12 protein-coding genes are annotated in these 13,161 nt (G+C 42.9%); all 12 read left to right on the top strand.

Annotated features, from left to right (window positions below; genetic code table 11):
- Positions 1–182: 182 nt before the first annotated feature.
- Entirely contained in the window at positions 183–1,319 is a 1,137-nt protein-coding gene (hemW, locus tag CF394_RS04895; protein WP_094942121.1) for a radical SAM family heme chaperone HemW, read from the top strand.
- Positions 1,320–1,406: 87 nt separating this feature from the next.
- Positions 1,407–2,438 carry a heat-inducible transcriptional repressor HrcA gene (gene hrcA / locus CF394_RS04890; protein ID WP_094942104.1) on the top strand — a complete coding sequence of 344 codons (1,032 nt, stop codon included), beginning with the start codon at positions 1,407–1,409 and terminating at the stop codon, positions 2,436–2,438.
- A 15-nt stretch (positions 2,439–2,453) separates the two neighbouring features.
- Positions 2,454–3,065, top strand: a complete 612-nt coding sequence (gene grpE / locus CF394_RS04885; protein WP_094942103.1) for a nucleotide exchange factor GrpE — start codon at positions 2,454–2,456, stop codon at positions 3,063–3,065.
- A gap of 45 nt (positions 3,066–3,110) precedes the next feature.
- Positions 3,111–4,931, top strand: a complete 1,821-nt coding sequence (dnaK, locus tag CF394_RS04880; protein WP_094942102.1) for a molecular chaperone DnaK — start codon at positions 3,111–3,113, stop codon at positions 4,929–4,931.
- A 95-nt stretch (positions 4,932–5,026) separates the two neighbouring features.
- Positions 5,027–6,154, top strand: coding sequence for a molecular chaperone DnaJ (gene dnaJ / locus CF394_RS04875; RefSeq protein WP_094942101.1), 1,128 nt, complete (start codon positions 5,027–5,029; stop codon positions 6,152–6,154).
- 15 nt (positions 6,155–6,169) lie between these two features.
- A complete protein-coding gene (gene prmA, locus CF394_RS04870; RefSeq protein WP_094942100.1) occupies positions 6,170–7,108 on the top strand; it encodes a 50S ribosomal protein L11 methyltransferase in 939 nt (312 codons plus the stop codon).
- 12 nt (positions 7,109–7,120) lie between these two features.
- Complete coding sequence (locus CF394_RS04865; RefSeq protein WP_094942099.1) at positions 7,121–7,855, top strand: 16S rRNA (uracil(1498)-N(3))-methyltransferase; 735 nt, start codon at positions 7,121–7,123, stop codon at positions 7,853–7,855.
- Positions 7,856–7,872: 17 nt separating this feature from the next.
- Positions 7,873–9,216, top strand: a complete 1,344-nt coding sequence (gene mtaB / locus CF394_RS04860) for a tRNA (N(6)-L-threonylcarbamoyladenosine(37)-C(2))-methylthiotransferase MtaB (protein ID WP_094942098.1) — start codon at positions 7,873–7,875, stop codon at positions 9,214–9,216.
- Between the two features lie 281 nt (positions 9,217–9,497).
- Complete coding sequence (gene deoC, locus CF394_RS04855) at positions 9,498–10,169, top strand: deoxyribose-phosphate aldolase (protein WP_094942097.1); 672 nt, start codon at positions 9,498–9,500, stop codon at positions 10,167–10,169.
- 108 nt (positions 10,170–10,277) lie between these two features.
- Positions 10,278–10,451, top strand: coding sequence for a 30S ribosomal protein S21 (gene rpsU / locus CF394_RS04850; protein WP_004227078.1), 174 nt, complete (start codon positions 10,278–10,280; stop codon positions 10,449–10,451).
- Between the two features lie 401 nt (positions 10,452–10,852).
- Entirely contained in the window at positions 10,853–12,142 is a 1,290-nt protein-coding gene (locus CF394_RS04845; protein ID WP_094942120.1) for an NfeD family protein, read from the top strand.
- The gene (gene floA / locus CF394_RS04840; protein ID WP_094942096.1) at positions 12,142–13,149 is read left to right on the top strand and encodes a flotillin-like protein FloA; all 1,008 of its coding nucleotides are present in this window, start codon (positions 12,142–12,144) and stop codon (positions 13,147–13,149) included. The genes CF394_RS04845 and floA overlap by 1 nt, the downstream gene beginning before the upstream one ends.
- Positions 13,150–13,161: the final 12 nt, after the last annotated feature.

Here is a 13,161-nt window from a genome sequence, read left to right as displayed (position 1 = left end):
AAGTGCCGTGTTGTAAGGTGTAATAAGGTACAAGAAAATACAATAGAATACGCTCTGAAACTTACCCACCATAAGAAGCATTCATGGCTGTCCTCAAAATGGACGACGATCAAAAATAACTGAACATCAGGGGAGGAGCAGCTTGCTGTCCTCCTTTTTGTTTGATAGAAAGTTGGAAGATGATGATACAAGGGGTTTATATTCATATCCCATTCTGCCACCAGATTTGTAGTTACTGTGATTTCAATAAATTTTACTTTCATAACCAGCCTGTCGATGAGTACTTGACACTTCTCGACAGAGAGATGGAGATTTGGTCTAGAAAAACAGACCTGGACGAAGTACACACCATTTTTTTAGGTGGAGGGACACCGACGTCGCTCAGCTTGCGTCAATTAAGCAAATTGTTCGACTCTATTGCCAAGCATTTTCCGATGCACCAAATCAAAGAGTTCACTTCAGAAGCCAATCCTGATGAACTGACCTATGACAAAATGGAGTTAATGGCAGCACGAGGTGTCAATCGCTTCAGTATCGGGGTACAAACATTCGATGCCAAATTACTTAAAGTTCTGGGGCGTACCCATACGAATGAACATGTGGAACGAGTCCTCAAACATGCAGACCAGTTGAAGTTCCCATCTATTAGTATGGATCTAATGTACGGGCTTCCGAATCAGACGATGGACCAGTGGAACGAAGCGCTCACACGTGCTTTTGAAATGCCCATTACGCATATATCGGCGTATTCACTTCTTGTTGAGCCAAAAACGATTTTTTACAACTTACTCGCAAAAGGAAAACTCTCTCTCCCATCACAAGATCTAGAGGCAGAGATGTACGAGGTGCTGATGAGACGTACAGAAGAGCATGGGTTCGAACAATATGAGATCAGCAACTTTGCAAAAAAGGGTCTATACTCTGAGCACAACTCGATTTACTGGAGAAATGAAGAGTATTTAGGTCTTGGGGCAGGAGCACATGGCTATGTCGATGGGATTCGTTACTCAAACCATGGCCCTCTTAAAAAGTACATGCAGTCCCTAGAAGGAAATCAACTTCCGATCCTTCATCAAAATCAAGTGACTCCAAAAGAAGAAATGGAAGAGCAGATGTTTTTGGGGCTTCGTATGAATCAAGGCGTTTCATTTGATACATTCCGTAAACGATTCGAAAAAGAATTAACCGATGTATACGGTGTGAAAATGGCGCCTCATATAGCAAACGGATTGTTAGAGACGACTGCTACTGGAGTGCGGCTCACACGAAAAGGTCGATTCGTAGGTAACGAGATATTCCAAGACTTTTTACTCGACTAAATTCGTTGACAAGAATTTCAACCTTTGATAACTTTATAGATGAGTATTAGCACTCTCACTAGATGAGTGCTAACAGGAGTGATCAACATGTTAACGGAAAGACAATTGTTAATCTTGCAAGTTACTGTCGATGACTTTATCCAAACTGCTCAACCTGTGGGGTCAAGGCAGCTCTCGAAAAAAGAGGAGATGCCCTATAGTCCGGCAACCATTCGAAATGAAATGGCTGATTTAGAAGATATGGGTTACCTAGAGAAAACCCATACCTCTTCAGGTCGCGTGCCTTCTCAAAAAGGGTACCGCTATTATGTCGACCATATGCTTTCACCGAATCAGTTGACCAAGATGGAAATCACGAAATTGAAATCTATTTTCGCTGAACGGCGTGTAGAATCAGAACAGTTGATTAGACAATCTGCTGAAATTTTAGCAGAACTGACAACTTACACGACCATCCTTCTTGGGGAAGACGTCCAACGACACCGCGTAAGGAAGTTTTCAATGGTCCCGCTATCCTCTGAGAACGCAGTGGCGATTATCGTCACGGACAACGGCCATGTGCAGAACAAGCTCGTCTCCATCCCACAAGATGTGAAATTAGAAGAACTTGAGCGCATGGTGGAAGAGTTGAATGCCAGAGTTGTAGGTTCTTACCTTTACGAACTTCCTGCTATTTTAAAACGAGTGATGACACAGCTGATCAACCAGTCGAATTCACGATTGATTGAAGTGTTTGAAGCGCTAACTGCGGATGTCAGCAAAGGTTCAGAAGAAAAAGTGGTGTATGGCGGCAAAATGCAGCTGTTCAATCAACCGGAGTTCAACGACTGGCAGAAAGCACGAAATCTCTTAGAGTTCATGCAACAGCTAGAAGACCATCCACGATTGATTGTTCCAAACTCAAGCGGACTTTCGATTCGAATCGGTTCAGAAAATGAAATGGACTCGATGGAAGCATGTAGTATCGTGACCGCGACGTACTCATTTGGTGAACAACAGCGTGGTCAAATTGCCATCATAGGACCTATTCGAATGGATTACCGACGTGTCATATCCTTACTCGACTATGTGACAGGAGACATGTCTAAAGAGCTAGCTAAGATTTTTAATTCCAAATAGAAAGGCTTTGTGATCATGACTGAAGAAAACAAACAACCTGTAGAACAACCTGAAGAAGTTGAAGTTGAACTAGAAACAAAAGACGCAGAGCAAGCTGTAGAACAAACTGAAGAAGTTGAAGTTGAACTAGAAACAAAAGACGCAGAGCAAGCTGAAACTAGTGAAGAAGTACAAGAACTTTCTGAAATAGAAGAGCTGCAAGCCAAGCTCGATGAACAAGAGAATAGTTACTTGCGTCTTCGTGCAGACTTTGACAATTACCGTCGACGTGTACAAAGAGATACTGAAGCTGCTTCAAAGTTCCGCGCTCAGTCTCTAGTTACGGAGCTGTTACCGGTTCTTGATAACTTTGAACGTGCTTTAGAGTCCAAGCCTCAGTCAGAAGATGCAAAAACACTTTTAACTGGAGTTGAAATGGTGTATCGTACGCTGAAACAAGCACTTTCTAATGAAGGTGTGGAAGAGATTGTACCAACTGGGGAAGCATTCGATCCAAACTTCCATCAAGCTGTCATGAAAGAACCTTCAGAAGAGTTTGAGTCGGGTATTGTGATTCAAACGCTACAAAAAGGGTATCAGTTGAAGGACCGAGTGATTCGACCAGCCATGGTAAAAGTTAGCGAATAAATCATTTTATAAAATAGTAAACAATGTCTAGGAGGAAGAACGAATATGTCTAAAATTATCGGTATTGACTTAGGAACAACAAACTCATGTGTCGCTGTACTAGAAGGCGGCGAACCAAAAGTAATTCCAAACCCAGAGGGGAATCGCACTACTCCATCAGTTGTTGCGTTTAAAAACGGTGAGCGCCAAGTTGGGGAAGTAGCAAAGCGTCAAGCAATCACAAACCCAAACACAATTGCTTCTGTAAAACGTTTAATGGGTACCTCTGAAAAAGTATCTGCTGAAGGCAAGGAGTACACACCACAAGAAGTATCTGCTATGATCCTTCAATACTTGAAATCATACGCTGAAGAATACTTAGGTGAAAAAGTAGAGAAAGCAGTTATCACAGTCCCTGCTTACTTTAATGATGCAGAGCGCCAAGCAACAAAAGATGCAGGTAAAATTGCAGGTCTTGAAGTGGAGCGTATCATCAACGAACCAACAGCTGCTGCTCTAGCATACGGACTTGATAAAATGGATCAAGATGAAAAGATCTTAGTATACGATTTAGGTGGTGGTACATTTGACGTATCTATCCTTGAACTAGGCGATGGTGTATTTGAAGTACTTGCTACTGCAGGTGACAACCGTCTTGGTGGAGATGACTTTGACCAAGTAATAATCGATCATTTAGTACAAGAGTTTAAAAAAGAAAATGGTATCGACCTTTCTAAAGACAAAATGGCTATGCAGCGTCTTAAAGATGCAGCTGAAAAAGCGAAAAAAGACCTTTCTGGTGTGACTTCTACTCAGATTTCACTACCATTTATCACTGCAGGAGAAGCTGGACCTCTTCACTTAGAAGTGACACTATCTCGTGCGAAATTTGATGATTTAAGTGCTTCTCTTGTAGAACGTACGATGGAACCAACACGTCAAGCATTACGTGATGCGGGTCTATCTTCAACTGACATCGACAAAGTTATCTTAGTCGGTGGATCAACGCGTATCCCAGCTGTACAGGATGCTATTAAAAAAGAAACTGGTAAAGAACCACACCGTGGTGTTAACCCGGATGAAGTTGTAGCAATGGGTGCTGCAGTTCAAGGTGGAGTACTGACTGGTGATGTTAAAGATGTCGTTCTTCTTGACGTAACGCCATTGTCACTTGGTATTGAAACTATGGGTGGCGTGTTCACGAAACTAATCGAGCGCAACACGACGATTCCAACTTCTAAATCACAAACGTTTTCTACAGCAGCTGACAACCAACCAGCAGTGGATATTCACGTACTTCAAGGTGAGCGTCCAATGGCTGCGGATAACAAGACACTGGGTCGTTTCCAACTTGCGGACATTCCACCAGCTCCACGTGGTGTGCCACAAATCGAAGTAACATTCGATATCGATAAAAACGGTATCGTAAGCGTTAAAGCAAAAGATCTTGGTACACAAAAAGAGCAAACGATTACGATTCAATCGAGTACTTCTTTATCAGAAGAAGAAATCGAGCGTATGGTGAAAGAAGCGGAAGCAAATGCAGAAGCAGATGCAAAACGCAAAGAAGAAGCGGACTTGAAAAACGACGCGGACCAGCTAGTCTTCATGACTGAAAAGACTTTAAAAGACTTAGAAGATAAAGTATCTGAAGAAGAGAAACAAGAAGCTGAAACTGCTAAAGAAGAGTTGAAAGCAGCATTAGAGGCAAACAACTTCGAAGATATCAAAACAAAACGTGATGCTCTTCAAGAAGTCGTTCAAAAGCTTTCTATGAAGTTATATGAGCAAGCGGCAGCGGATCAACAAGCAGCTGATGAGAATCCGTCAGATGACGGAGTTGTCGATGCAGACTTTGAAGAAGTAGACGACAATAAAGACAAGTAAGGTTTCCAGGTAAAAAGTCAAAGGCACCATTGTCTTTGGCTTTTTCCATGTCGTAAAAACATGGTACAATAGTAAAGTTGTGAGGAGAGTGAATCATGGAGAAACGAGATTATTATGAGGTGCTCGGCGTTTCGAAGACCGCCTCTCAAGATGAAATTAAAAAAGCTTACCGGAAACTATCAAAACAATACCATCCGGATATTAATAAAGAAGCAGGCGCTGCTGATAAGTTCAAAGAAATCTCTGAGGCTTATGAAGTGTTAAGTGATCAAGAGAAACGTGCTCAATATGACCAGTTCGGTCATGCGGGTCCCCAAGGATTTGGCGGATTCGGTGGAGGCTTTTCAGGTGGAGATGGCTTTGGCTTTGAAGATATTTTTAGCTCATTCTTTGGTGGAGGCGGTGGTCGCCGACGTGATCCAAACGCTCCTCGTAAAGGAAATGACCTACAGTATTCCATGACAATCGAATTTGAAGAAGCTGTATTTGGAAAAGAAAAAGAGATTGAAGTCTCAAAAGATGAAATCTGTGATACATGTGATGGCAGTGGTGCTAAACCAGGAACGTCTCCTGTGAAATGTTCACAGTGCCAAGGACACGGCCAGATCAACGTCACACAAGACACGCCTTTTGGCCGTGTTCAAACGAAGCGTACATGCCCAGTCTGTGAAGGAACAGGGAAAGAAATTAAAGAAAAATGTTCAACTTGTTCTGGACGTGGCCGCGTGACAAAACGTAAAAAAATCAAGATCACGATTCCTGCTGGAGTGGATGATGGGCAACAACTCCGCGTATCTGGACAAGGGGAACCAGGCGTGAATGGTGGGCCTCCAGGAGACTTATACGTTGTATTCCGAGTGAAGCCAGATTCTCGTTTTGAACGTGATGGAGACGACATCTACTATACTTTGCCACTAACATTTGCTCAAGCAGCTCTTGGTGATGAAGTCGAGATTCCAACAGTCCAAGGAAAAGTGAAACTAAAAATTCCTGCAGGAACTCAGTCTGCTACAAAGTTCCGTCTAAAAGGTAAAGGTGTCAAAAACGTTCATGGATACGGCATTGGAGACCAACACGTTATCGTGAAAGTCATTACTCCGAAGAAATTGACAGAGAAACAAAAGCAGCTGCTTCGCGAATTCGCTGAAATCAGTGGCGATATTCCAGAAGAGCAAGGCAGTTCATTGTTTGATAAACTACGTAATAAGATAAAAGGTGACTAAAGGAGTGATTCGCAAGTGAAATGGATGGAATTGTCTGTAATGACAACGAATGAAGCGGTAGAGCCGATTAGCAATATTTTGCATGAAGCGGGAGCGAGTGGAGTAGTCATCGAAGATTCTCTTGAGCTAGATAAAGAACGCGAGGATCAATTTGGTGAGCTTTACGAATTGAACCCTCTAGACTTCCCAACATCGGGAGTACGTGTAAAAGCGTATTTGGCAGCTACTAGTTTCATCTATGAGACAGTCGAAGAAATTAAGCTTGCGATTGAAAATCTCCGAAACTTTGATATTGCCATTGGCGAAGGAACGGTCACTCTTCATGAAGTGGATGAAGAAGACTGGGCGACTGCATGGAAACAGTATTATCACCCTGTGAAAATTTCAAACCGATTTACAATCGTACCAACTTGGGAAGATTACACTCCTGTGCAGACGGATGAATTGATTATTGAACTAGACCCTGGGATGGCTTTCGGAACAGGGACACATCCCACTACAGTCATGTGTCTACAAGCTCTTGAGAAGCACGTGAAATCTGGCGACTCTGTAATTGATGTAGGAACGGGCTCAGGTGTTCTAGCTATTGGAGCTGCTCTACTAGGTGCTGCTCATGTCCATGCACTCGATTTAGATGAAGTGGCTGTCACTGCTGCTACTGACAACGTAGCACTAAACAAAGTACAAGACACTGTCCGAACAGTTCATGGGAACTTGCTTGATTCAGTTGAAGCACCAGCGGATGTAGTGGTGGCGAACATCTTAGCAGATATCATCTTGTCGTTTACATCAGATGCGTTCCAAATGGTAAAACCAGGTGGTGTCTACATCACGTCTGGTATTATCGGTGCGAGAAAAGACGATGTGCGTCGCGGCTTAGAAGCTGCTGGATTTGTCATTGAAGAAGTGATGATGATGGAAGATTGGGTAGCTATCATTTCTCGAAAGAACTAGGAGGATGACGTGATGCAACGTTATTTTGTACAGCAGGCTATAGACAACAGAGCCGTCATTGAAGGGGAAGATGCGCATCATATCCAACGAGTTATGCGCATGAAAGAGGCAGATGAACTCATCGTTGTGGTCGCACAGCAGGCTTTCCGTGCAGAAATCACGCAGCTTCATAAAGATTCCGTTGATGTGCAACTACTTGCCCCTCTTGAACGATCTGTTGAAATGCCCGTACATGTCACAATAGCGTGCGGTCTTCCAAAAGGAGATAAACTAGACCTGGTCATTCAAAAAGCTACTGAGCTTGGAATGACTGGGTTTATTCCTTTTGAGGCAGAACGCTCGATAGTAAAATGGGATGCAAAAAAATGGTCGAAGAAACAAGAGCGCTTTGAAAAAATTGCAAAAGAGGCTGCAGAGCAGAGTCACCGAACCGTCATTCCGACTATTCACCCAATACATAATCTCAATCAGCTCTGTGAAGCATCGAACTTCTACGATTATGTATGGATTTGTGATGAAGAAGAAGCCAAAAAAGACACTCGTATTCGATTTGCAGACCATGTGAAAAAGGTGTATGATAATAAATCGATACTTATTGTGTTCGGACCTGAAGGTGGATTAGCACGGCGCGAGGTGGATGCACTTGTTCGATGCGGAGCATGTGGTGTCAAACTCGGACCACGGATCTTACGTGCGGAAACCGCCCCTCTCTATGCATTAAGTGCCCTGTCTTATGAATTTGAATGAAAGAAGAGGTGGCTAGTATGGCTTCAGTAGCTTTTCATACGTTGGGATGCAAAGTGAACCATTATGAGACCGAAGCGATTTGGCAACTATTTAAAGAACAAAATTACGAACGGACAGATTTTGAGAAAAAATCAGATGTCTATGTGATCAATACATGTACGGTTACCAACACTGGCGATAAGAAGAGCCGACAAGTGATTCGTCGTGCCATCCGTCAAAATCCAGATGCGGTCATCTGTGTAACGGGTTGTTACGCTCAGACGTCTCCAGCTGAGATTATGGCGATTCCTGGAGTCGATATTGTTGTCGGAACTCAAGACCGCCGCAAGATGCTTGATTATATTGAACAATATAAAGTGGAGCGTCAACCAATTAACGCTGTTGGCAACATTATGAAGAACCGAGTATACGAAGAGCTGGATGTTCCTAATTTTACAGACCGCACGCGTGCCTCTCTTAAAATCCAAGAAGGCTGTAACAATTTCTGTACGTTCTGCATTATTCCTTGGGCTCGCGGCTTGATGCGTTCTCGTGACCCACAAGAAGTAGTCCATCAAGCACAGCAATTAGTAGCTGCAGGCTACAAAGAAATCGTGTTGACTGGGATTCACACAGGTGGGTACGGAGAAGATCTGAAAGATTACAATCTTGCACAGCTACTGCGCGATTTGGAGTCTCAAGTAACAGGTTTGAAAAGACTTCGCATCAGCTCGATTGAAGCTAGTCAGTTAACGGACGAAGTGATTGAAGTGTTGAAGCAGTCGAATATCGTAGTGCGTCACTTGCACATTCCGATTCAGTCAGGTTCTGATACGGTATTAAAACGTATGAGACGTAAGTACACAATGGCATTCTTTGCAGATCGTTTAGTGCAGCTGCGTAAAGCATTACCAGACCTTGCGATTACATCAGATGTCATCGTGGGCTTCCCAGGAGAGACGGAAGAAGAGTTCATGGAAACATACGAATTCATCCGCACGCATCGCTTCTCGGAGCTTCACGTGTTCCCGTATTCAAAACGGACGGGTACACCAGCCGCTCGTATGGATGATCAAGTGGATGAAGAAGTGAAGAATGAGCGTGTACATCGCCTCATTACATTGAATGACCAATTGGCAAAAGAGTATGCGTCAAGTTACGAGGATGAGGTACTTGAAATCATCCCAGAAGAGAAGTTTGATAACGGAACTTCACAAGATTTGGTCGTCGGCTATACAGACAACTACTTAAAAGTCATTATTCCAGGTACCGAAGAATTGATCGGCCAGCTGGTCAAAGTCAAAATCACAAAAGCGGGCTATCCATACAACGAAGGTCAATTTGTTCGTGTCTTAGAAGAAAACTTTGTAGTCAACGCATAGGAAAAAGAATTTATATTTCAAGTTTTTCCAAGGACGAACTTCATTTACAAAGAGTGTAGGGGTGACTCCAGCGGGATTAAAAGCGGAAGCTGAGACCTTGGCTCAGCCCGCGCCCGCGGAACGCTTCCCCTGCACCTAGATGGAAAACATTTTAGCAGCTTCTTATTAAGAGAAGCTGCTTTTCGTATTTTTCAAGACTTTTTCGTTTGCTTGCTTTTCCCAGTTAATTTGATTATGATGAAGAGGTACGTACATCTCGAATCAAAAGGAGACTAGTAACCATGAAAAAATCAATCGCATCGTATATTGATCATACATTGTTAAAGCCGGAAGCTACAAAATCACAAGTTGAAGTACTATGCCAAGAAGCCGCGAAATATGAATTCGCATCTGTTTGTGTGAACCCTACATGGGTGGCATTTGCTGCTGAGCAATTAAAAGACAGCCCGGTTAAAGTGTGTACTGTAATTGGTTTTCCACTTGGTGCTTCTACTGCAGACACTAAAGCATTCGAAACAAAAGACGCTATCGCAAAAGGCGCAACTGAAATCGATATGGTCCTAAACGTAGGAGCACTGAAATCAGGTTTGACTGAAGACGTGAAAGCTGATATCGAAGCTGTTGTACAAGCTGCTAAAGGAAAAGCAATCGTAAAAGTGATTCTTGAAACTTGCCTACTAACTAAAGACGAAATCGTCCTTGCATCACAGCTATCAAAAGAAGCTGGAGCTGACTTCGTGAAAACATCTACAGGGTTCTCTACTGGTGGAGCAACTGCTGAAGATGTGAAATTGATGAAAGAAACTGTTGGAGCTGACTTAGAAGTCAAAGCTTCAGGTGGTATCCGTAGCCTTGAAGATTTCAACAAAATGGTTGAAGCAGGAGCTACTCGTATTGGAGCTAGTTCAGGCGTATTGATCATGGAAGGTCAAAAGAGCGATACTGACTACTAAATTTTCATTGCAGTAGTTGACGTTTCCTAGCGAATACGCTATAATTTTTAGGTAACATAACTTTACTGTTATGTGCTTTGATGTGTGTTCGGAGGGAGGGAAAGAGAGATGTCAAAAACTGTCGTTCGCAAAAACGAATCGCTTGAGGATGCTCTTCGACGCTTCAAACGTACTGTTTCTAAAAGCGGTACTATTCAAGAGGTACGAAAGCGCGAGTTTTATGAAAAACCAAGCGTAAAACGTAAAAAGAAATCAGAAGCTGCGCGTAAACGTAAGTGGTAATCTTCCCGATGCATCCCTGCGTTACTAACACTTGATGATTAAATCGAACACAAACCCTTATAGCCTTATGGCTATAAGGGTTTTTTGTATATAAAAAAACATATTTTAAACTTTTTTCCTGTTGATTCTAACGCTAAGATCAGGATTCTCTTTAAATAATTGAGCCTGAGATGCCATTTCCCAGGCTATCAGAGGGTCTGCGAGACCCCGCAGGAGCCTGCGACGAGGAGGCTTGCAGGTTCTCCCCTTGGAAATGGTGTCTCAGGTGAAAAGTTAGTCATTCTATAAGTCAAAAAACATGCGAAAGAATGAAACTTTTCGGTAAGATGAACGTAGAATCAGAAGACAGAACATGAAAGTGGGGTGAAAAGGTGAAAAAACTACGAATCGTTTGGGTTTGTATGCTCCTCTTAGGACTTCTTCTACCCTTGTTCTCTGTGAGTGCGAATACTGAAACCGTTTACCGAGTCCCTCTTAATGAGGCAGTAGAAAAAGGGCTTTATACATTTTTGAATCAGTCGTTAACAGAAGCTGAAGATCAAAATGCAGACGCTGTAATTATCGAGATGAATACGCCAGGTGGCGCAGTAGATGCAGCTGAAAATATTGCGAAACTGATGGCAGATAGTCCATTAGATATTTACGTCTACGTGAATGACAGAGCATTATCAGCAGGTGCGTTTTTAGCGCTTTATGCTGATGAAATCTATATGACTCCAGATGCTACAATGGGAGCGGCAGCAGTCATTGATCAAACGGGAAATGCTGCAGATGAAAAAGCTCGTAGCGCATGGGCAGCCTCTATGCAAAATGCAGCGGAGCACTCAGATCGAGATCCGGAAATTGCTCTTGCTATGATTGATCCTTCTTACGATTTTCCACAGTACCGTGCGGGAGAAGGAAAACTACTTACTTTAACTGCTGAAGAAGCAGTGGAAGCAAATTACGCCGAAGGAATAGCAGAGACTTTTGAAGAAGTGCTTGTCGCTATCGGTTTACCAGATGCAGAAGTCATTAGTGTAGAAGAGTCGTTTCTCGTTAAGCTCGCTCGTTTTCTGACTCATCCCATTATCGTTCCCATCTTACTATCCATAGGTAGCCTTGGTTTAGTAGTAGAATTGTATTCTCCAGGTTTCGGTTTACCGGGTCTCATGGGATTAACAGCTATCTTGTTATTCTTCTATGGACATATGATTGCTGGCCTTGCAGGTTACGAAGCAGTTCTATTATTTGGTGTTGGGATCATCTTGCTTGTTGCGGAGCTGTTCCTTCCCTTAGGCATCAGCGGAATACTAGGGGGATTAGCAATTATCGGAAGTTTGTATCTTGCTGGAGCAGATATGACACAGATCAGTATCTCAATTTTAATTGCACTAGCAGTTGCGATTACAGGAATGGTGATTATCATGAAGTTCTTTGGGAAAAAATTAAAATTGTTCAATAAAATTATTTTGAGCGACTCAACTTCGACTGAGAAAGGATATGTCTCTGCAGTTGAGAGAAGAGAATTGCTTGGGCAGCACGCAATCACCTTAACACCGCTCCGTCCTTCTGGTACGATAGTAATAGGTGATGAACGCCTAGATGCTGTCTCAGAAGGAAACTTTATTGACCGCAATAAAACTGTCATCATTCGAAAAGTAGAAGGTTCGCGAATTGTAGTTCGTGAAACCCTAGAGGAGGAAATGTAATGCTAGAAGGACTAGGTCTATTTGGTCTTGTAGGGACGATTGTTGTCATTTTCCTATTATTGGCCGTATTTTTCACCTTTGTACCCGTTACGCTATGGATTTCTGCACTAGCAGCAGGCGTACGAATTAGTATTTTTACATTGATCGGGATGCGCTTACGTCGCGTTATTCCAAATCGTATCGTGAACCCGTTAATCAAAGCTCATAAAGCGGGTCTAGACGTACAAATCAATCAGCTTGAGAGTCACTACTTGGCTGGCGGTAACGTAGACCGTGTCGTCAATGCATTAATCGCAGCTCACCGCGCAAATATCGATCTTTCGTTTGAGCGAGCAGCAGCCATCGACTTAGCAGGACGTGACGTTCTAGAAGCAGTTCAGATGTCTGTAAATCCGAAAGTTATTGAAACACCATTCATTGCTGGTGTGGCAATGGACGGTATTGAAGTAAAAGCAAAAGCACGTATCACAGTTCGCGCCAACATTGACCGCCTTGTTGGGGGTGCTGGTGAAGAGACGATCGTTGCACGTGTGGGTGAAGGGATTGTAAGTACAATCGGTTCATCTGAAAACCATAAAAAAGTATTAGAAAACCCAGATATGATCTCTCAAACAGTTTTATCAAAAGGGCTAGATTCTGGTACGGCATTTGAAATTCTGTCGATCGATATTGCGGATGTTGATATCGGTAAAAACATTGGTGCCGAACTTCAAACAGAGCAAGCGGAAGCAGATAAGAAAATTGCTCAAGCAAAAGCTGAAGAACGTCGTGCAATGGCCGTAGCAACTGAGCAAGAGATGAAGGCTCGCGTAGAAGAGATGCGCGCTAAGGTAGTAGAGGCTGAGTCACAAGTACCGTTAGCTATGGCAGATGCGCTGAAAGACGGAAATATCGGTGTTATGGATTATATGAACTATAAAAATGTTCAAGCAGATACATCGATGCGTGATTCCATCAGCAAAGTAGGGAAAAAGGATTCGTCTACAGACCGTCCTACTAATTCCTAATAAGAACAGAAG

The sequence above is a fragment of the Tetzosporium hominis genome (assembly GCF_002265435.1).
GTDB classification, from domain to species: domain Bacteria; phylum Bacillota; class Bacilli; order Bacillales_A; family Planococcaceae; genus Chryseomicrobium; species Chryseomicrobium hominis.
Note: the sequence above shows the minus strand (reverse complement) of the source record. Positions and strands in the feature narration are given on the sequence as shown.